This is a genomic window from Acinetobacter cumulans (assembly GCF_003024525.3).
In the GTDB taxonomy this organism is placed as follows: domain Bacteria; phylum Pseudomonadota; class Gammaproteobacteria; order Pseudomonadales; family Moraxellaceae; genus Acinetobacter; species Acinetobacter cumulans.
Window position 1 is genome coordinate 1,492,966 of record NZ_CP035934.2, and the last position, 21,327, is coordinate 1,514,292.

At 40.2% G+C, this 21,327-nt stretch carries 20 protein-coding genes; 3 read left to right on the forward strand and 17 right to left on the reverse strand.

Annotated features, from left to right (window positions below; genetic code table 11):
• The first annotated feature begins 9 nt into the window (after window positions 1-9).
• Both C9E88_RS07055 and C9E88_RS07060 read left to right on the forward strand, forming a co-directional pair.
• Entirely contained in the window at window positions 10-744 is a 735-nt protein-coding gene (locus C9E88_RS07055) for a proteasome-type protease (RefSeq protein WP_106984895.1), read from the forward strand.
• A 99-nt stretch (window positions 745-843) separates the two neighbouring features.
• Window positions 844-1,269, forward strand: a complete 426-nt coding sequence (locus C9E88_RS07060; protein WP_227865893.1) for a BLUF domain-containing protein — start codon at window positions 844-846, stop codon at window positions 1,267-1,269.
• A gap of 66 nt (window positions 1,270-1,335) precedes the next feature.
• On the opposite strand, the gene alr is transcribed toward C9E88_RS07060, so the two are convergent.
• The 14 genes from alr to ppsA form a co-directional block, all read right to left on the reverse strand.
• The gene (alr, locus tag C9E88_RS07065; protein ID WP_106984894.1) at window positions 1,336-2,409 is read right to left on the reverse strand and encodes an alanine racemase; all 1,074 of its coding nucleotides are present in this window, start codon (window positions 2,407-2,409) and stop codon (window positions 1,336-1,338) included.
• A gap of 289 nt (window positions 2,410-2,698) precedes the next feature.
• Window positions 2,699-4,138 carry a replicative DNA helicase gene (gene dnaB / locus C9E88_RS07070; protein ID WP_106984893.1) on the reverse strand — a complete coding sequence of 480 codons (1,440 nt, stop codon included), beginning with the start codon at window positions 4,136-4,138 and terminating at the stop codon, window positions 2,699-2,701.
• Between the two features lie 240 nt (window positions 4,139-4,378).
• Entirely contained in the window at window positions 4,379-4,825 is a 447-nt protein-coding gene (gene rplI / locus C9E88_RS07075) for a 50S ribosomal protein L9 (RefSeq protein ID WP_106984892.1), read from the reverse strand.
• Between the two features lie 9 nt (window positions 4,826-4,834).
• Window positions 4,835-5,062, reverse strand: a complete 228-nt coding sequence (gene rpsR, locus C9E88_RS07080; protein ID WP_004278792.1) for a 30S ribosomal protein S18 — start codon at window positions 5,060-5,062, stop codon at window positions 4,835-4,837.
• A 12-nt stretch (window positions 5,063-5,074) separates the two neighbouring features.
• Window positions 5,075-5,461, reverse strand: coding sequence for a 30S ribosomal protein S6 (rpsF, locus tag C9E88_RS07085; protein ID WP_106984891.1), 387 nt, complete (start codon window positions 5,459-5,461; stop codon window positions 5,075-5,077).
• A gap of 244 nt (window positions 5,462-5,705) precedes the next feature.
• A complete protein-coding gene (locus C9E88_RS07090) occupies window positions 5,706-6,455 on the reverse strand; it encodes a DUF3142 domain-containing protein (RefSeq protein WP_106984890.1) in 750 nt (249 codons plus the stop codon).
• A gap of 6 nt (window positions 6,456-6,461) precedes the next feature.
• Window positions 6,462-8,576: a PA5441 family protein gene (locus C9E88_RS07095; protein WP_106984889.1), complete on the reverse strand. Its 2,115-nt coding sequence runs from the start codon at window positions 8,574-8,576 to the stop codon at window positions 6,462-6,464.
• 110 nt (window positions 8,577-8,686) lie between these two features.
• Window positions 8,687-9,565 (reverse strand): heme o synthase, encoded by an 879-nt coding sequence (gene cyoE / locus C9E88_RS07100; RefSeq protein ID WP_106984888.1) that lies wholly within the window; start codon window positions 9,563-9,565, stop codon window positions 8,687-8,689.
• Window positions 9,566-9,575: 10 nt separating this feature from the next.
• Window positions 9,576-9,905, reverse strand: a complete 330-nt coding sequence (locus tag C9E88_RS07105) for a cytochrome o ubiquinol oxidase subunit IV (RefSeq protein WP_171356355.1) — start codon at window positions 9,903-9,905, stop codon at window positions 9,576-9,578.
• Window positions 9,902-10,522 carry a cytochrome o ubiquinol oxidase subunit III gene (gene cyoC / locus C9E88_RS07110; protein ID WP_106984886.1) on the reverse strand — a complete coding sequence of 207 codons (621 nt, stop codon included), beginning with the start codon at window positions 10,520-10,522 and terminating at the stop codon, window positions 9,902-9,904. Before cyoC ends, C9E88_RS07105 begins: the two co-directional genes overlap by 4 nt.
• A 4-nt stretch (window positions 10,523-10,526) precedes the next feature.
• Window positions 10,527-12,515 (reverse strand): cytochrome o ubiquinol oxidase subunit I, encoded by a 1,989-nt coding sequence (gene cyoB, locus C9E88_RS07115; RefSeq protein ID WP_106984885.1) that lies wholly within the window; start codon window positions 12,513-12,515, stop codon window positions 10,527-10,529.
• Window positions 12,516-12,518: 3 nt separating this feature from the next.
• Window positions 12,519-13,595 carry a ubiquinol oxidase subunit II gene (cyoA, locus tag C9E88_RS07120; RefSeq protein WP_106984884.1) on the reverse strand — a complete coding sequence of 359 codons (1,077 nt, stop codon included), beginning with the start codon at window positions 13,593-13,595 and terminating at the stop codon, window positions 12,519-12,521.
• Window positions 13,596-13,892: 297 nt separating this feature from the next.
• Window positions 13,893-14,669, reverse strand: coding sequence for an RDD family protein (locus C9E88_RS07125; RefSeq protein WP_106984883.1), 777 nt, complete (start codon window positions 14,667-14,669; stop codon window positions 13,893-13,895).
• 81 nt (window positions 14,670-14,750) lie between these two features.
• Window positions 14,751-17,129 carry a phosphoenolpyruvate synthase gene (ppsA, locus tag C9E88_RS07130; RefSeq protein ID WP_106984882.1) on the reverse strand — a complete coding sequence of 793 codons (2,379 nt, stop codon included), beginning with the start codon at window positions 17,127-17,129 and terminating at the stop codon, window positions 14,751-14,753.
• A gap of 153 nt (window positions 17,130-17,282) precedes the next feature.
• On the opposite strand from ppsA, the gene ppsR reads away from it, so the two are divergent.
• Window positions 17,283-18,119, forward strand: coding sequence for a posphoenolpyruvate synthetase regulatory kinase/phosphorylase PpsR (gene ppsR, locus C9E88_RS07135; RefSeq protein ID WP_106984881.1), 837 nt, complete (start codon window positions 17,283-17,285; stop codon window positions 18,117-18,119).
• Window positions 18,120-18,597: 478 nt separating this feature from the next.
• Here the strand turns inward: ppsR and C9E88_RS07140 are convergent, their stop codons facing one another.
• From C9E88_RS07140 to C9E88_RS07150, 3 genes are all read right to left on the reverse strand, one after another.
• On the reverse strand, window positions 18,598-19,161 hold the full coding sequence (locus C9E88_RS07140) for an NAD(P)/FAD-dependent oxidoreductase (RefSeq protein WP_106984880.1): 564 nt from the start codon (window positions 19,159-19,161) through the stop codon (window positions 18,598-18,600).
• Window positions 19,162-19,428: 267 nt separating this feature from the next.
• Window positions 19,429-20,433: an LLM class flavin-dependent oxidoreductase gene (locus tag C9E88_RS07145; protein ID WP_106984879.1), complete on the reverse strand. Its 1,005-nt coding sequence runs from the start codon at window positions 20,431-20,433 to the stop codon at window positions 19,429-19,431.
• Between the two features lie 285 nt (window positions 20,434-20,718).
• The gene (locus C9E88_RS07150; RefSeq protein WP_106984878.1) at window positions 20,719-21,246 is read right to left on the reverse strand and encodes a hypothetical protein; all 528 of its coding nucleotides are present in this window, start codon (window positions 21,244-21,246) and stop codon (window positions 20,719-20,721) included.
• Window positions 21,247-21,327 lie beyond the last annotated feature (81 nt).

Genomic DNA, 21,327 nt, shown 5'->3' on the forward strand with positions numbered 1-21,327 from the left:
GGATTAAAAATGACTTATTGTTGTGCGATGCGCTTACAGGATGGCATGGTGTTTATTAGTGATACGCGTACTAATGCGGGCGTAGATCATATTTCTGTATTTCGCAAATTATATACCTTTGGTGTAAGCAACGAGCGCTTCATTGTGATACAAACCTCAGGCAATTTAGCCACAACGCAAGCCGTGATTGGTCATCTACAAAATCAGTTGGAGCTGAAAATAGAGCCTAATTTGTATAGCTTAAATACGATGTTTGAGGTTGCTGAATTGGTTGGGCATACCTTAAGAAAAGTCATTGCAGATGTCACTTCAGATACAGTTGAGCAAAGTAATTACTTTTGTAGTTTGTTGGTCGGTGGGCAAATTGGTCGTGCTGATATGCAATTGTATAATATTTATCCGCAGGGAAATTTTATCAGTGCAACTTCGGATACACCATATTTCCAAATTGGTGAAAGTAAGTATGGTAAGCCTATTTTAGACCGTGCATTACGTTATGACATGCCTTTAGATGAAGCGATGCGTTGTAGCCTAATTTCATTTGATTCGACCATTCGTTCTAATGTGTCTGTGGGTTTGCCATTGGATGCACTTATTTATAAAAAAGATAGTCTTGTCATTCCTAATGGAAAGCGAATTTATGAAGAAGACCCATATTTTACAATGATTAGTAAAGGTTGGTCTGATGTATTACGCAATGGTTTAGTTGGCCTAGCAAAGCCCACAGAAGATTATTTTAATTAATTGATCCGTTGAAGAATGCTATGTTAAAACTGTATTGGAACGATAAGATTCCAATGCAGTTTTTATTTTTTAGGGGCTAAAAAAGATGAGGGCAGTTCGATGATGAAGCAACTTTGCTATGCCAGCTGTTCAACATCTTCTCCAGTGACATTGCTGGAAGATTTAAGAAACATACTGAGTGAAGCGCGAGATTTTAACCATCGTCATGCAATTACAGGTGTGCTGTATTATGCAGATGGCCACTTTTTTCAGTGTTTGGAAGGTAACGAGCTAATACTTGAACTGCTGGTAGAAAAGCTAAGCAAAGATTCTCGACATCGTGAGATTATGATCTATGGATTTAAGAGCATTGATCAAGCACATTTTGCAGACTGGTCGATGAAGTATGTGAGTAGGAATAGTCATGCGCTACAGTATTTGAATGAACAAGGGCAGGAAAAATTTAGGCCATTTGCTTTGAATGCTGATCAAGTGGAAGCCTTTTTGGTGCATTTGTATGATGCACAGCCTGATGAAGCTGCTTAAATCAAAAAGCCCAAGATTGACTTGGGCTTTTTGTGGAAATGATCTAAAAATAGATTTTCTATCTTTTTAAACCGTTTTACGGATTGGGCGCGCACTCATACGGCAAAGTAATTCATAGCCAATCGTACCATTGGCTTCTGCGACATCATCTACTAGACGGTCTTTGCCCCAAAGCTCTACGGTCGTGCCAATTGGTGCATTTAAGCCAGTCACATCAATCGCAATCATATCCATTGCAACACGGCCAATCACACGGCTTGCTTGACCATTAACATGGACGTAGTTTTGTTTTGGGAAGGCGCGTGGATAACCATCACCATAACCAATAGAGACAATAGCTAACTGCATGGTTTGTTCAGCCACAAAAGTTGAACCATAGCCTACTGATTCACCGGCTTGAATAGTATTTAAAGCGATAATATCCGCTGTAAACGTCATGACCGGTTTAAGGTCAAGCTCATGAACTGTTTTGTCGGCAAAAGGTGTTGCACCATAAAGCATGATGCCAGGGCGGACAAAATCAAAGTTTAATTCAGGCCATTTAAAAATAGCAGCTGAGTTACAGCAAGAGCCTAAAATAGGCGCACAAGCTTGTTTTACGTGCAGGAATTGGTCACGCTGTTGCTCATTTAATGGATGATTGTCTGCATCTGCATTGGCAAAATGCATAGCAAGTACGCAAGTAAAACCTTCAGCTTTGAGTGAGTTAATGACCTCAATGATTTCAGGCACTTTAAAGCCTAAACGATTCATCCCACTGTTGAGTTTGACCCAAACTTTTAGGTTTTTTGCAATGTATGCATCTTTGTTTGCCAGTAGCCATTCCAACTGTGGTTGATGGTGCACAACAACTTCGATATTGTGCGCTAACACGGCAGTCATTTCATCCGCGCTGAAAATACCTTCAATCAACGTAATCGGTTGTAGATAACCGAATTCACGAATTTCTAAAGCTTCTTCTAGGCAGGCAACACCGAAGGCATCGGTTTCTGTTAAGGCTGCTAAGCAGTCTTTTACACCGTGTCCGTAAGCATTGGCTTTCACCATGCTGACAATTTTCGCAGTTGGGGCAAGTTGTTTGACGCGGTTTAAATTATATTGAAGTGCAGATTGATCAATATAGACAGTTGCTTGGCGCACCCTAATAACTCCTTAGGATTGGTTTGCTCGCTATAGATTGATTATGCTAAGCGAGTGAAGCCATAAAATATATTTGGCCTGTAAGTTTACGCTAATTTAGTTTAAAGCGCAGGCCAAAGACGTTCTTGATGCACTATTTTAGTGAATTTTAAGCAAAATGATGCGAGTAAATTTGATTGGAAATACTGTGCAGATCAAGTATTTAAATTGGTTTTTTTAAAGTAATTATTTGAACAAAAAGTTAAAAAATATACATATAAAAAAGCAGGCCTAAGCCTGCTTCTATTGATTATTCTTCATCGTCATATTGTGCATAGAACTCAGGCGATAAATTACTAAAACGCGTATATTGACCTTCAAAGGCAAGACGAACAGTACCAATTGGACCATTACGCTGTTTACCGATGATAATTTCCGCCGTACCAGCTTCTTTAGATTCTTTGTTATAAACCTCATCACGATAAATAAACATGATTAAGTCGGCATCCTGCTCGATCGCACCAGATTCACGCAAATCTGACATCACAGGTCGTTTATTTGGGCGGTTTTCCAGTGAGCGGTTGAGCTGTGAAAGGGCAATTACAGGGCACATCATTTCTTTTGCCAAAGCTTTTAAGCTTCGAGAGATTTCCGAAATCTCACCCACACGGTTATCACCCATGCCTGGAACTTTCATCAGCTGTAAGTAATCGACCATAATACAGCCGAGCTTACCACCATGCTGTTTGGCAATACGACGCGCACGTGCACGTACCTCTGTTGGAGGAAGTGCAGATGAGTCATCAATATACAGTTTCTTTTCTTGTAACTGTAAGATGGTACCAGTCACTTTAGACCATTCATCACCATCTAATTTACCCGAACGTAAATGCCCTTGATGTACCTTACCGTAAGACGAAATTAAACGCATTGCGATAGAGTCGGCAGGCATCTCCATTGAATAAACCAAAGCTGGCAAGTCATTATTAAAGAGCACACTTTCAACCAAATTCATGGCAAAAGTGGTTTTACCCATAGAAGGGCGGGCCGCGACAATAATTAGATCGCCGGCTTGCATACCAGAGGTTTTATTGTCGAGCTCTAAGAATCCTGTTGTTAAGCCTGTAATGTTTCCTTCCATTTGTGACAATTCATTTAATTTGTCAAAAACGTCTGCAACGACAGTATTAATTGCTTTAGGGCCTTGAGCTTTCGCGTTGTTATTGTGCTGTTCTGCAATCGAGAAAATATTGGTTTCTGCAAGATCTAAAATTTCACTGACTGTACGACCTTTGGTGTCATAGGCATTTTGTAAAATTTCAGAACTCACTTTAATCATATTTCTTAAAGTTGAAAATTCTTTAATTTTAGATGCATAGGTTTCTAAGTTGTAGAAACTTGATGGTGAGTCAGCCATCAATTGCATTAAATATTCCTCGCCACCCACTGCATCCAATAGGTTTTGCTTAGTCAGCCAGTCATGCACTAAAACGGCATCATAAGGTGAACTGTCTTTGGAAAGCTGATCAATGGCGCGAAAAATATATTTATGACGTGTTGCATAGAAGTCATTTTCAACGAGCGTATCACCCACTTGTTCAAATGATTCAGCCACAGTCATGAGGGCTGCAAGCACAGCTTGTTCAATGGCAAGATTATGTGGAGGCGTACGAAATTCTTTAAGTTGTCCTGACTCTGATGTAGGTGTAGGAGCTGATTTTTGTTTCGTATCGGCATTGGCCTGAGACATAGATATTCCGTTTAACAGTCAATACTTGGGCTTAAATATTTATAGCAGATAAATAGGGTATATAGCAGTAGATCATACGCTTTCTACCATAGAAATACGATCATCTATACTGAGGGTTCATCTTATATTGAGGTGTATCTGTATATGAATATTTGTGTGAATAGTTTTGTTAAGACTATAACAAAATGTACAGATAAAAAAAGAGCATGCAAATGCATGCTCTTTTTTTTTGGTGCGAAATTACTCTGCTACGATAGTAACAAGAACTTCTGCAACAACATCATGGTGCAATTGGATTGCGATGTTGAATTCACCAGTGTGGCGAAGCGCGCCATTTGGCAAACGTACTTCTGAACGATCTACCACTAGACCAGCGTTAGTTAACGCGTCAGCGATGTCACGAGTACCGATTGAACCGAATAGTTTACCTTCGTCACCAGCTTTAGCAGTGATAACGATGTTAACTTCGTTCAATTGGTCAGCACGAGCTTGAGCAGCAGCTAAAATTTCAGCTTCTTCTTTCTCAAGTTCTGCACGACGAGCTTCAAAAGCAGCAGTGTTAGCTTCTGTTGCAGCAACAGCCTTACCTTGTGGGATAAGGAAGTTACGGCCGTAACCAGCTTTAACTGAAACTTTGTCACCTAGTTTACCTAGGTTTTTAATGCGTTGTAGTAAGATAATATCCACAGCTCAACCTCACTTATGATTGTCAGTGTAAGGGATCAAAGACAAGTAACGCGCTTGTTTAATAGCTAACGCTAATTGACGTTGGTAACGAGCTTTAGTACCTGTAATACGGCTAGGAACAATCTTGCCGTTTTCAGTGATGTACTGTTTTAAAGTGTCGATATCTTTGTAGTCGATGTACGTAACGTTCTCAGCTGTAAAGCGGCAGAACTTGCGACGACGGTAAAAACGTGCCATTTAGTGTTCTCCTTATGCTTCAGCAGAGTCTTGAGCTTGTTGTGCTTCTTCACGTTGAGCTTTACGCGCACGTTTTTCTTCAGCACTCTTAGCCAATAGTGACTCTTCAGTGATAGCGTTTTCACGACGGATGATAAGGCTACGAATAATTGCATCGTTGTAACGGAACAATTCTTCAAGCTCATCAAGAGTAGCTTGACCACACTCAACATTCATAAGAATGTAGTGAGCTTTGTGGATCTTGTTGATTGGGTAAGCCAATTGACGACGGCCCCAGTCTTCAAGACGGTGGATTTGACCTTCAGCTTCTTTGATTTGTGAGATATAGCGTTCAACCATACCCACAACTTGATCGCTTTGATCTGGGTGTACTAAAAGTACGATTTCGTAATGACGCATTGTCAGCTCCTTACGGTTTAGACAGCCCCTAACGTAATTGTTAGAAGCAAGGAGGCATAACTACTATAAAATAGTTATGTCGCAGTGTCTGCGAGGCACAGATTTTAGAGGGTTTGCTATTGGAATACAAGGTGTTTAGCTAAAAAGCCTGTATTTTTTATGGTTTTAGCATAAGTGGGGTTGTTGTTTGTACAGATGTGTTGAAATGCGACATGCATGTATGAGCAGATCTGACTGGATATTTTTAGTGAGGCGCTTCACGCAACAAAAAAACAATATAGCCTTTGAAATTAGGATTGTTTTTAAAATCAATGCTTTTATCCCATTGGCCATGCTGTACCAAGCCAATTTTAAAGGGCAAGTTTAGCGCTGCAATTTTACTTAAATATGCGCGATAATGCGGAATAGTTGTGGAGCCTTGATAAGTTTGAATTGCAATTTCATCAATACTGCTTTGGAGTAACTGGAGCGTTTTTGTGTTTTGAAGATTACTCCAGTCCATCAGTCCAGTAATACTTAACTTGTATTTTTGAGGCAACTGAGATCTAAGCAGTGTCAGAAATAAAGCATAATCGTGTAGATTCTTGGTTTTAGCATCAAAATCAATTTGAATGCCTTCAATATTGCTTCCCATATTTTCCCAGCGTTTTACACGCTTTAATATGCTATTGAGTTCATTGTTGTTCCAATTTAAATGGTGATTGCGGTAGACCAGCCATATTTTTTGATGTGGCATGCTCATTGGAGCAATACCTTGTACGCTAAGTACTGACTGCTGGGTATGTTGCTCGAGATAAATATTGCCCTGCAGTATATAGAGTTCTTTGGCTTGACTGAGGTAGGGGGCAGATTTGATATTGCCCCAAATCCAGAATGAATCGTAGCTGTTGGCATTGATATAATCACTTGCCTGAGCAGATTGACTTGGCTTACATGCCGTCAGCGTAAATATGTAGCATAAAATAATGCAAACTGCTGTTAGCCAAGTTTTCATTTTTAATTACCAATAGTATTTCAGCGATTTAGCCCAGCTGGTCTCTGGATAATCACGCTTAATTTGGTCAAACCATTGTTTGCGTACGGATTTAGCCACGTCAGCATCCTGACAGTCATTAAGCCCACCTGGTGAGTAACACATGATTGCACGGTACAGTGCGTAGGCTTTTAAATCGGCATTGGACGTTGATTTGATTATATCCTTATAGACTTGACCGCGTGCGAAGATTGGCCCTTGCAAGGTACTGCGCTGTTTTTCATCTTCTGTGATACTGCTTAAACGGTAAGCTTTATCTGAACGAATATATTCACCTAGACAGAGCTTTAAGCTCAAATCTTTTGGTGCAACTTGCAGTTTTTGCGTAAGACTATAAAGATCTGGGCAGCTAAGCTTGGAGTTTATGGTTGAACCTTTCCAGACAAAATTACCCAGTGGAGGCTGTTTTTTATAAGATATGTAGTCGGTGTCACTAAAAACATATTGCGCAGCATTTTTTGGCAGTAGTGTGTAGGCTTGATTAAACAAGCTGTAGTTTTGATGAATCAAGGATTTTTCTAGCACCGTATTTAGCGCTAGATTTTTTTGATCTTCGCTGGCAGATTTGTCCTGCACAATATGCATTAAGCTGTTTTCGTTGGCTTGTTCGGTAATGAAGTTACGTTGTAGAAAACGCGCTTTAATTTTTGAGTTTTCGCCGGCAAAAAAGCTGGCATTTTGTTGCTTGGCATAATATGGATACAGCATAAGCTCAAACAGTCCGCGTTGCTCTGGTGTTTTTGCTTTGGTTTGTAAGTTTTCCCAGTATTGCTGCGTATTTGCAGATTGTCCGGCTTTTTCCATAACCCTACCTTTGAGCAATATTTGACTCAGAGCTAGGTAACTGTTTGAATTGCCAACCTGAGGGTTAGACAAATAATTCAAGGCTTCATTGGGTTTGTTTTGCACATAAAATAAATGCGTAGCTTGTAAATATTGGAATAGTTCTGGTTGTGTTTTAAATACAGTTTTTTGGCTGTTTAATTCATTCCAATTTATTACGCGGTCTTCCGCCGACTCAGGTTTGCGCATTCGCATTAAATCATATATGGCTAACAAGAAAGGATCTTTTAAATACTGCGCTTTGAACAATGGGGATTGGAAAACGTGACGGTCAATTTCATAGGCCAAATTACTCATTTCTAGATTATAAAATGGCGATTTGGGATTGTTAATTTGCCAAGTGATTTCATTTACCAATAACTGCTGTTGCCCACCAATCCAGTAACAGCGACGCAGTAGACCACGCGCGCTGGCTGCATATCTGCCCGATGGATACAGTTTTAAATACTGGCTAATGCTGTCATAAGTATTTTTGAGTAATTGCTGATTAATTTTAGACTGATCCAAATCTCCATATTCACCTAAGCCGGTTTGATAGGTTGCGTTGAGATTGCTACGAATTAGCATGTATTGCGCAGTTTCTTTAATCCATGGTTGATCTGCGGAAGTTAAAGCTGAATAAATCTTAGAAGCTGTGGAAAAGTTAGTATTGTAGAAGGCGATACTGCCATTTAGATATGAAGCAAATTGGCGTGCAGTCACAGACCAATGAGGATCTACTGTAATCAAACTGATGTGGTCGTCGCAAGTTTTGAGCTGGCTACGCACTTTGATCAGAAAATCACGCTCTGTACTGGACAGTTTTTTATCTGCTTTAACCTGCTGAATAAAATCTTGATGGCTGTTCAGAATGGTGTTGCAGTATTCTGAATTTGAACCATCTAGTGCTTTGTTGGGTTGTCGCGCATTTTTGGCCAAATTGACGGCGGATGCTGTGAGTGCTTTGGTTTCGAATGGAACAGTGCTTGAAGATGTGTACCATAAGGTTTCAGTATCGGTAGCAAATTTTAATTTGGCTAAGCCTAAGTCGCTAAGTAACAAGAGCATGTTGACTTGGTTGTCATTGGCTGGTGTAAGCGCAGGAAGGGCATTGCACGCGGTATATTCATTATTTTGAATCTGAGCTGAAGTCTCGCAATAGATGTCTACACCAGAAAAAGCATGTGTGCTGTACATTAGAGCAAAAGGAAATGTAGAAATAAAAAGTGAAGTTTTAAAAGCTGTAGAGATTAATTTCATTATTGAGCGGTAGGTTATTATTGTGCTCGCTATGGTATCAATTAGAAAATAAGACTCAAGAATTTTTTTAGGGGTATAAAGAAAAAAGATAGAGTAAAACTCTATCTTTTTTAAAACAGCGGTAAATGCGGTGCAGGTGAGGAATAGCTAAAACTAAAACTAAAACTTAAAGCAGTAATTAAAATCACTGAATATAAGAAATAGCGTTTTGCCCAAACCTGATCATTTTCGGCTTTAAATCCAATAATTGATAAATACACCCAGTATGCACAAAGTGCATTAAAAGTGATTAAAAAGAACATATTGGTATAGCCAAAGCAATACAAACCATTAAGTACCAAAGCAAACAAAATCACGTAAATCAGGCTTTCGACCTTAGTACGAAAAATTGAGCGAGCGACAGGTAAAATAGGAATGCCTGCATTTTTATAGTCATCAAAACGATAAACTGCAATTCCCCATGAATGTGGCATTTGCCATAGTGCATACGCTAAAAAGATTAGCAATGCTGCAACATCAAATTCATTTGAAACAGCGGTGTAGCCAATGACTGGAGGGCTTGCGCCAGAAATACTGCCAATCACCGTTTGGTGAATTGAAGTACGTTTGCTCCAAAGACTATAAAAAACTACATAAACCACAAAACCAAGTACAGCAAAGCCAAAAGCATAAGCATTCACAAAAAACCAAAGTAGGGCAAAGCCTAAAAGTCCAAGTACAGCAGAGAAAGTCAATGCAACAGCTGGACTAATGGTTTTTTTAACGAGTGCTCGGTTCATCGTCCGTTCCATCTTTTGATCAATATCTTGATCAATGACGTTATTGACGACACAGCCAGAGGCTACAACTAGGGTTGTACCAAGTAGGGTGATAAGAAGGAGGAGGAAATCTACAGACCCCTGAGCGGCTAAAAAGAAGCCGCCCAGAGTGGTAACGAAGTTACCAAAGAGAATTCCTGGCTTAGTCAGGAATAAATACTTTTTCAGCATGACGAACAGTTTAGATCATCATGTTGTAGTGTAAGTAGTTCATGATCCATACAGAACCAACCAATAAGATTGCAACTGTAAGAATTGTATAGATGAACGCAATAACATTCCAGCGTTGCTCTGAAGAAGAGTTCATGTGCAGGAAGTAAACTAACTGTACAAGAATCTGAGCAACTGCAGTGATTGCAATTGTCGCAACAACTAAACCACGGCTAAAACCGCCCATCATAACCATACCAAAAGGAATGATTGTTAAAGCAACAGACAGGATGAAGCCAATTGTATATTGCTTAGTATTGCCGTGTGCAGCACCAGCTGAGTTATGGTCGTGACTCATTATAGAACTCCCATTAAGTAAACTACGCTGAATACACAGATCCAAACGATGTCAAGGAAGTGCCAGAACAAGCTTAGGCAAGCAAGACGACGAGTGTTTGGAAGTGTCAAACCATATTTCTTGATTTGGAACATCAACACAAGCATCCATACCAAACCAGAAGTTACGTGAATACCGTGCGTACCAACTAGAGTAAAGAACGCAGATAAGAACGCACTTGTGCTTGGACCATGACCAGCGTGTACAAGGTGATTGAACTCATAAAGCTCCATGCCGATGAAGGCAGCACCAAATACCCAAGTAATTGCTAACCAAGTTAAAACTTTTGAAACGTCTTTTTTGTATGCAGCAAGTACAGCAAAACCAAACGTTACAGAAGAGATTAAGAGAGCAAAAGTTTCTGTTAGAACGAAACCTAAAGTATCGCCAAACAATTCTTTTGCACTTGGAGTGTCCACAGGAACGTGACTGCTTAAAACAGCAAACGCAATGAAGAGTGTACCGAATAGGATCAAGTCACTCATCAAGTAAGACCAGAAACCAAAGACTGTGATGTCTGTATCATCGTGGTGATGATGTTCATCGTGTCCGTGGTTATCGTGATGAAGTACTTCAGCCATTGTCTTAGTCCTTCTTCAAGTGTTTTTCAAGAATTGCGTAACGTTCGTTTTCAATACGCTCAACTTCAGCTGCAGGAACATAGTAGTCCACTTTCTTCGTGAATGAAGAAACAATGAAGCTGATGATTGAAGCAATGAACGTAACAACAACTAACCACCAAATGTGCCAGATCAAACCAAAGCCCATAACTGTAATAAACATTGCAATTACGAAACCTGCCGCACGGTTAGTCGGCATGTGGATGTCTTCATATTTAGTAGGTTTAGCGTACGCGATGCCGTTTTCTTTGTCAGTCCAGAAAGTATCAATACCATTGATCTTTGGAAGGTGAGCAAAGTTATAGAACGGAGCAGGAGATGAAGTTGCCCATTCAAGAACGCGGCCATCCCATGGGTCACCAGTAACGTCCATATTGTCTTTGCGTTGAAGGAAACCAACAACAATTTGCATAACAAAACAGAAGATACCGATTGCAACAAGTACAGAACCGAAGAAAGCAATCGCTAAGTACGGATCCCATTCAGGGTTGTCATATGTATTCAAACGACGAGTCATACCCATGAAACCAAGGATATAAAGTGGCATGAATGCAAAGTAGAAACCGAAGAACCAGAACCAGAATGCAGCTTTACCCCAAGCTTCATTTAATTTCCAACCAAACATTTTTGGCCAGTAGAAAATGATGCCGGCGAACATTGCGAATACTACACCACCGATAATTACGTTATGGAAGTGAGCAATCAAGAACAATGAGTTATGTACAAGGAAGTCAGCTGGTGGAACTGCCATTAATACGCCAGTTAAACCGCCGATACCGAAAGTCACAAGGAAGCCAAGTGTCCAGTACATTGGAGTTGTAAACGTGATGCGGCCCTTGTACATGGTGAATAACCAAGAGAAGATTTTCACACCAGTAGGGATCGCAATGATCATTGTCATGATACCGAAGAACGCGTTTACGTTCGCACCTGCACCCATTGTAAAGAAGTGGTGAACCCACACAACGAATGAAAGAACGGTAATGGCAATAGTCGCATAAACCATTGACTTGTAGCCGAATAGTGTTTTGCGAGAGAACGTTGAAGTAACTTCTGAGTAAATACCAAAAGCAGGTAATACTAGAATATAAACTTCTGGGTGACCCCAAGTCCAAATCAAGTTCACGTACAACATTGGACTACCGCCCATGTCATTGGTGAAGAAATGGAAACCGAAGTAACGGTCAAGGGAAAGCATTGCAATTGTAGCTGTTAACACAGGGAATGCAGCGATAATTAGTACCGCAGTACAAAGCGCAGTCCAAGTGAAAATCGGCATGTCCATAAGTTTCATGCCAGGAGCACGCATTTTAATGATGGTAACAAAGAAGTTAACACCAGTTAAAAGAGTACCAAGACCTGAAATCTGAAGTGCCCAGATGTAGTAGTCCACACCCACGCCTGGAGAGTATTCAATGCCTGATAGTGGAGGGTAAGCCATCCAACCAGTTGCAGCGAATTCACCAATCGCAAGAGATGCCATCATTAAACCAGCAGCGCCTGCGAATAACCAGAAGCTTAAAGAGTTTAATAATGGGAAGGCTACGTCACGTGCACCAATTTGAAGTGGTACAGAAACGTTCATTAAGCCAACAACAAGACCCATCGCTACGAAGAAGATCATGATCACGCCGTGGGCAGTGAAGATCTGGTCATAGTGTTCTGGGTGTAAGTAACCTTCGCCGCCACCTTTTGCAAGGAACAACTGAAGACGCATCATGATCGCATCGGCAAAACCACGCACAAGCATGATAATCGATACGAAGATATACATGATACCAATTTTTTTATGGTCTACAGATGTGAACCATTCAGTCCACAAGTAGTTCCATTTTTTGAAGTAGGTGATACCCGCAACAACTGCGATACCGCCTAGGATCATCATAGCCACAGTCACCAACACGATTGGATCGTGTGGGATTGAATCCGGGCCTAACTTACCTAATAAGCTCATGTCTTATTCCCCTACAGAAGCAGTCGCATGATCTGCATTTGCATGAGCTTCAGAAGCTACTGCTTCATGACCAGCAGCTGAGTGATCAGCACCGTGGTAGTTGCTCATGTATTTGTTAATTACAGATTCGAACAATTTAGGTTCTACTGAAGAGTAATAAGTCACAGGGTGTGGCTTAGTAGGATAAGGACCTTCTGCTTCAGCTAGAGCTGCTGCTTCTTTTTGCTTTTCAGTTTCAGCGTGTGCAACCATCATTTCAATTTGATGCTTAGAACGGTTGCCGTCACGTAAGGTTGCAAATTCAGCTTGGTCTAAAACAGTTTTTTGAACTGCTTCAGGATTTACTGAAGTACCATTGCCTGCTTTCACAGCCGCAACCCATTCAGCAAACTGAGCATCTGTCACAGAATGAGCACGGAAGCGCATTTGTGAGAAGCCGTAACCTGAGTAGTTAGAAGAGAAACCGCGGAAGCCTTCAGCTGGGCTAGTTTCGTCTGCCAATAAGTTCAGGTGAGTTTGCATACCTGCCATTGCATAGATCTGACCAGACAATGCAGGAATGAAGAATGAGTTCATTGTGAAGTTAGAAGTCAAACGAAGGCTTACTGGAGTTTTCTCTGGGAAGCGTAGTTCGTTAACAGTCGCAATGTTTTGCTCTGGATAGATGAAAATCCATTTAAATTGTTCAGCGATAACTTGAACAGTTAAAGGAGCTTTATCTGATTCTAGCGGACGGTACGGGTCATATTTGTGGGAACCCCACCATGTTAAGTACGCAAGAATACCAATAATAATGATAGGAACACCCCATACTACAACTTCAATTGCAGTTGAATGTGCCCATGTTGGTTTATAGTCTGCATCTTTATTTGACGCGCGATATTTCCAACCAAACCATAACGCCATAAGTGCTGATGGAATCACCACTAAAAGCATTAAATAGATCGCAGTCATCATCAAGTCAGATTGACCTTGAGCAACTGGACCTTTCGAGTTTAGAAGTACCATATCACCACCGCAACCTGTTAACAGTGCGGCGATCGCAGATAAAGACAATACAGCTAAAATTGTTTGTCTCATTTTACAACCTCGGTGAAGAGTCCCATTCCCTAATTAAATTATGGGATAGCGATTATAGTGTCGCATGATTGAGAATATTCTTATTAGACATAGAAAATCCTTCCCAATCATGAGACACCGCTACGTTGTTGGGCATTATGCCTCATATCTGGAAACTAAGCTATACATAAAGCGGGTTTAAATGACTGTATTAAAAACCTATTTTGTCAGTCGGAATTCATAAATGCTGTTAATAATTTTATTTTAATTTCAAAGGAATGAATAAAAAAGGGATGAAAACTCATCCCTTAATTTATGTTATTTTTGCTGCTTAATCACCTTAGTTTTCGCTAATTTATCATGTAAAGTTTGACGTTTCGCGCCAAAAGCGAATAAATAATCAACAATAGCCACCATTAAGAACATAAAGTTGATTAAAATAAATACGATGCTGCGCAGGGTAAATGCACGTAAGGTTGAAACTTGTTCACCTGATTCGGCATCTACGATTTGAATTTTGGTGATTTTTTTACCAATGCTTTGCCCTGACTTGGTAATAAAGTAAGCTTGAACCATAAGCATGATGACAAGATATGCTGTCATTGCCATCCATGCTTGTTGTGAAAACATATCAAAAATTTGATTTTGCAAATTTTGAATGACCGTTGGATTTGTACTTGCATCCATAACAGCGGTAATAAATTGCTCATTCAGTTTGTTGAATGCTTCAGTTTCTTGAGCGCTAAAGAAAGATGTCAAAATGTAGGTTGCAGGTAGCCAAAGCAATAGGTCAATAATTTTTGCTAATGCGCGACTTGGAATAGAGGCAAGTGTTTGCGATGCAACATTTGTGCTTTTTTGTGCCGTGGCAACAGGTTGTTGGAATGGTGTAGGTGCAGGTGTTGGGGGGGTGTAACCTGCAGGTTGGTATGTAAGTTGTCCTTGAGTGAGTTCACCTAAAGCCTTCCATTCGGTCATACCTTGGTGCCAAGCCAAATCTGTCAGTAAAACTTGTTGGCTTGAGAGCATTTGATTAAGTTGCTCTAAAGTGTATGGTCCAGCTTGTTGATTATTTCGTGCCAAGTAAATCTGCATAAAAATACAATCTCAAAACGTATATAAAAAGTATAGGTGAAAAAAAAGACCCAAATGTGGGTCTTTTTTTAACACAGATTTTTAAGCTTGTTGAGCTTTTTCTTCTGATAAGAAGAACCAAGTGTCTAATACTGAGTCTGGGTTCAATGAAACAGATTCAATACCTTGTTCCATTAACCATAAAGCAAGGTCTGGGTGATCCGAAGGACCTTGACCACAAATACCTACGTATTTGCCAGCTTTACGACATGCTTGGATTGCCATAGAAAGTAAAACTTTTACAGCTGCATCACGTTCGTCAAATAAATGAGAAACAATACCTGAGTCACGGTCTAAACCAAGTGTAAGCTGAGTTAAGTCGTTTGAACCGATAGAGAAACCATCGAAGTGTTCAAGGAATTGGTCTGCTAACAATGCGTTGGTTGGCAATTCACACATCATGATCACTTTAAGGCCGTTTTCACCGCGCTTAAGACCATTTAGAGCAAGTAATTCAATTACACGTTTCGCTTCGTTTACAGTACGAACGAATGGAATCATGATTTGAATGTTTGTTAAGCCCATTTCGTCACGAACTTTCTTCAATGCACGGCATTCTAATTCGAAGCAGTCACGGAAGTTGTCAGATACATAACGGCTTGCACCACGGAAGCCCAACATTGGGTTTTCTTCTTCAGGTTCGTATAACTTACCACCGATCAAGTTTGCGTATTCGTTTGACTTAAAGTCAGACATACGCACGATCACTGGTTTGTCAGCGAAAGCAGCTGCAAGTGTAGAAATACCTTCAACGAGTTTTTCAACATAGAATTCGATCGGAGATGCATAACCAGCAGTACGCGCCATAACTGCAGCACGCGTTTCACGTGGAAGGCTGTCAATATTAAGCAATGCTTTAGGGTGAACACCAATCATACGGTTGATGATGAACTCTAAACGTGCAAGACCAATACCTTCGTTTGGAATTTGAGCGAAGTCAAATGCGCGGTCTGGGTTACCTACGTTCATCATTACTTTGAACGGAAGAGCAGGCATAGATTCGATAGAGTTACGCTGAACTTCAAAATCTAAAGAACCTTCGTAGATGAAGCCAGTGTCACCTTCAGCACATGAAACAGTCACTTCTTGACCGTCTACAAGTACTTCAGTTGCATTACCACAACCAACAATTGCTGGAACACCTAATTCACGTGCAATGATTGCAGCGTGGCAAGTACGGCCACCACGGTTTGTTACGATTGCAGCAGCACGTTTCATTACTGGTTCCCAATCTGGGTCAGTCATGTCTGATACAAGTACGTCGCCGTCTTGAACTTTGTCCATTTCTTTAATTGAAGTCACGATACGAACTTTACCAGAACCGATACGTTGACCAATTGAACGACCTTCACATACTACAGTACCTTTTTGTTTTAAAAGGTAACGTTCCATAGTACCGACATTTTCACGGCTTTTTACAGTTTCTGGACGTGCTTGAACGATATAAATTAAACCGTCATCGCCATCTTTAGCCCATTCGATGTCCATTGGAGAACCATAGTGGTTTTCAATGATCAAGGCTTGTTTAGCAAGTTCTTGTAATTCGTGATCGTTCAATGCGAATTGTTGACGTTCAGCTTTGTCTACATCAACAACAACAACAGATTTACCTGCAGCGCCTTCTTCACCGTAAATCATTTTTTGGTGTTTAGAGCCAAGGTTACGACGAAGAATCGCGTGTTTACCTGCATTTAGAAGCGGTTTTGATACGTAGAATTCGTCAGGGTTAACTGCGCCTTGTACAACCATTTCACCCAAGCCATAAGATGCTGTAATGAATACTGCATCACGGAAGCCTGACTCTGTATCTAGTGTAAACATTACACCAGCAGCACCAGTTTCAGAGCGAACCATACGCTGGATACCAGCAGACAATGCAACAACATCGTGTGCAAAGTTTTGGTGTACGCGGTAAGAAATTGCGCGGTCGTTATAAAGTGAAGCAAAAACTTCTTTAATCGCGATCAGAATGTTATCGATACCGCGAATGTTTAAGAAAGTTTCTTGTTGGCCAGCAAATGACGCATCTGGTAAGTCTTCTGCAGTTGCAGATGAACGAACGGCAACCGCGATGTCAGGGTTGCCGTTTGAAAGTGCTTCGAATGCTGTGCGGATTTCTTTTTCAAGCTCTGCTGTAAGCGGAGTGTCAACAATCCATTGGCGAATTTTAGCGCCTGTTTCAGCGAGAGCAATCACGTCATCAACATTGAGTGCTGCGAGCTCTGCGTTAATTTTAGCGTTTAGGCCACTTTGCTCAAGGAATTCACGATAAGCTTGTGCTGTTGTCGCAAAACCACCCGGGACAGATACACCAGCATTTGATAGATGGCTGATCATTTCACCGAGAGATGAGTTTTTCCCACCTACTAGTTCAACGTCATGTTTCCCTAATTTTTCTAGACCAATTACGCGCGCTTCCAAAGTTGTTACTCCACTTTTGCAGTATTAATCACTATCTTGGCATGAAATTATAACAAATTACTTAGCATTTTGGATTTACTAAGTGACAGTCATGTAAGATGGTTTACTATAAAGATTATATAGCACTTAGACAAATATTTGAGGAGAATTTTAATGTCAGAAGGTAAACAAATTCAGCGCAGTGTTTTTTTTATTTCTGATGGTACGGCCATTACCGCTGAAACCCTCGGACACTCTTTGCTGGCGCAGTTTCCGCATGTAGATTTTGACATTCATATCATCCCTTATATTACCTCTGAAGAGGCAGCTACAAACGTCGTAGCTGAGATCAATCAACGCTCACAAAAAGACGGTCAAAAGCCTTTGGTGTTTGATACCTTAGTTGACCCTTATGTACGTGATATTATTAATACAGCTGATGCAATAAATCTTGATGTATTTGAAGGGCTTATTAGTAAGTTGTCTGATGAATTAGGCACATCGCCTACGACTTTAGTCGGACAAACTCATGCAGTGACTGATTCTGAGTCATATAAGGCCCGTATTGATGCGGTACATTTTGCTCTAGATAATGATGATGGTGCACGTACACGCCATTATGATAAAGCTGATTTGATTTTGATTGGGGTATCACGTTCGGGTAAAACACCGACGTCAATTTACCTATCTTTGCAGTTTGGAATTCGTGTTGCGAACTATCCTTTAACTGAAGAGGATTTGGATGATAATCGTCTGCCTGCAGTGCTTCGTCCCCATAAAAATAAGCTATTTGGCTTGATGATTGATGCAGAACGTCTTGTAGCGATTCGTTCGGAGCGTAAAGCAAATAGCCGTTATGCAAGTTATAACCAGTGTCAAATGGAGTTGCGTGCAATTGAGGGGATTTATATTTCAGAAGGCATTAAGTATTTAAATGTGTCGGAAATGTCGATTGAAGAAATCTCAACACGTGTATTACAGATGACAGGTTTGAAGCGTCGAATCGGTTAACACTCAAATGAGCCACGCCTAAGTGGCTCATTTTTTATAAATATGAAATATGGATTGATAAGAATTTAATATCAGTATGTATAAAATAAATGCCATCTATAATGTCATTTTTTATAAAAATAACCTCTTGAAAGAGTAGATTAGAGAAAGCGCTTATTTTGAATGGAAATAAAAAACTAAAAATTGAGCAAATTTTATTAGAAAAATTAAATAAAATATTTTAACCATCTAAATAATCATGATGTTTTTATTTACCAAATTTAGACAAAAGTAGTGCGATTTCTATGTGCTAAATACGGATGAAAATGCTTTGATTCGACCCAACAATGTAGCTTATTTTTCAGATAGTTTTATGTACTAATTTGCTTTGATAGCACTTTTATAAGCACAAAAAAATGAACCAATTGATCACAAAACAACCAAATTAAATTCGTGAGCCTATACGAAACCAGCATAAGCTCATTTAAAAATGGATGAATTATGGTGCTTTTACATGGTGAATGATGACATCACATGGATAAAGATGATCATTAATCGCCTGAATTTCATGACTATGCACTTTCATAATTGGCCATGTCACTAAGGTGCAGTTGGGACGTTGTAAAGCCAAATAATAACTATCTGACTTTAAAAAAGTCTTATTTTGAATGGCTGTATTTGGCATGAGCAAATGCTTAAGCCATGTATCTTTAACTTGCTCTTCTAAAAAACGTAGCGCTAAAAGGCTTTTAATGCGGTTGTTAAATAAGCGTCGATTTTTAATCACCAAAGGGTGTTCAATCAGTTTATGTATAAAACGTTCTGTTTTGGGTAAAACAAAGTGGGGTTGTATTTGAAATACAGCAACTTGCTGTGCATGTTGACTGATGTGGTTCAGTTGCGTAGCCGTGTCTTGGTCGATACCAATTACTGCGACATTTTTATGGTTAAAGTCAAAATTTTTAATATCTTTTGAAGAAAGAAGTATGCCTTTAAATTCTTTAAAATCAGTATATATATTTTGAAAGGCCTGATGCGTGCCATCGGGCTGTTGTTTGCTCATAAGTGGTGTTCCAATAATAATTGTTTTCGGGTGTATTTATAGGAATATAGATAGCGAACTTTCGCACAGAGGTAAAATACGGAATGTAATCTGGACAGTCATCCCGAAAATAATGCTGTAATCATCAAAAGATTATGTGAATTTGTGGGAGATTCGCAGAATTATGAATTGTCGAAGATTGGGGGGCTTTGCAAATAGCAACTTTCATTACAGAGATAAGAAGTCGATATGGAAAGAATATGAATGCTATTTGCAGGTCCAAATATTTTAAAGTTGGTTACGAATGCTCATCAAGCGTTCAAAACTGTCTAAGCGTTTCTGTGTGTCATAAATATCACAAGTAAAAATAAATTCATCGACATCATAGCGTTGTGCTAATGCTTCTAAGCCTGCTTTTACTGTGGAATTCGATCCAATTTGAGCTATGGCATAAAAACTTTCAACCGACATTTTTTCGGACGTAGACCAAATGCCTTCCATGCTTGGGATTGGTGCTGGAAGTTTGCCACGTTGGTTGCGAAACATATTTAAAATGCGTTGGTATGGTGTAGTTGCTAAGAATTCAGCTTCAGCATCGGTTTCAGCCACAACAACAGGAACCCCCATAGAGACATAAGGGCGCTCAAGGTATTCCGAAGCTTGGAAATTGTCGCGATAAATTTGAATGGCTTGGCCTAACATACGGGGTGCAAAGTGCGAGGCAAATGAATAGGGTAGGCCAAGCTGTGCTGCCAGCTGTGCGCTGAATAAGCTTGAACCCAACAGCCAAACGGGAACGTGTGTACTTTGGCCAGGCGTTGCAATAATCCGCTGGTTTGGCATAGGGTCTTTAAAATATTGCAAAATTTCTGTGACATCACGAGGGAATTGATCCTCGGTTTCTTGCTGTCCGCGACGTAAGGCACGCATTGTATTTTGGTCTGTACCAGGTGCACGACCTAAACCTAGCTCAATACGGTTAGGATATAAGGTTGCTAATGTGCCAAATTGTTCAGCCACTACTAATGGTGCATGGTTAGGAAGCATTATTCCGCCTGAACCCAATTTGATTTGTTGTGTATTTGCCAGTAAATAGCCTAAAAGCACCGATGTTGCAGAGCTTGCAATACCTGCCATATTGTGATGTTCTGCTACCCAAAGGCGTTCGAAACCCAGCTTTTCTGCATGTTGTGCCAGTTCCAAAGCATGATGTAAGGCATCTGCAATCGTTTTGTTTTCACGAACAGGTGCAAGTTCTAATATTGAAAATTTAATTTCATTTAAGTTGCGCATAACTGGCCTCGTATTCTTTATATCGATATAATACGATATAAAGGTTTGCATGTATATCGATAAATTTCGATATTAATCGCATTCAGCACAATCTATATAAGCATGATTATAAATGTGTTCGGGTCTGGGCTGTATTCCACCTTTAATAGGTATTCCTGTTGTATCGTATATATATTCGTTCTTCTAAAATGATGATTGATATAGGAGTTTAGATGTTTTGCTTGGACATTAAAAAAGCACCCGAAGGTGCTTAATATTGAGCGCTAGCCTAAGAGGCTATCCTACTTAGCGACGGTCTTGTTTGTACCAACCTAGGTGACGGCCGTTGTCATGGCGATAGGCTGAGTTGTTGTAGCGGTATTTAGAATTGCGGTAGCCACGATTGTCATAACGGTCATCATAACGGCTGTCATAACGATTGTTGTATCTATCATCATAACGACGGTCTTGGCTAACTTTTTGGCCTAAAGCAGCACCACCAGCAGAGCCCGCTGCAGCACCAATATATCCACCATTTGTGCCACCCATATTTTTACCAACGGTATAACCGCCAGCACCGCCAAGTGCACCACCAATAATTGCACCATTACGATCACGTTTATTTGAGGCTGCTGCAGCACCTGCGCCACCACCAATTGCAGAACCAATCATAGCGCCAGTTTGGCCACCCATTTGATTACCAATGGCTGCACCTACAACACCACCAAGTGCTGAAGTAAGGGCTGTATTTGTGGCATTGCCTGCATTTGCGGCAGTCATAGTCATTGCTGAAGCAGCAAATACGGCACTAAAGAATACGGTTTTGATTTTCATTTTAAACTCCTAAGAGCATCACAATTTCGTCTTGAGTTAAATGTAAGAAAAAAGATGGAAAAAATAGTGAAGGCTAATATT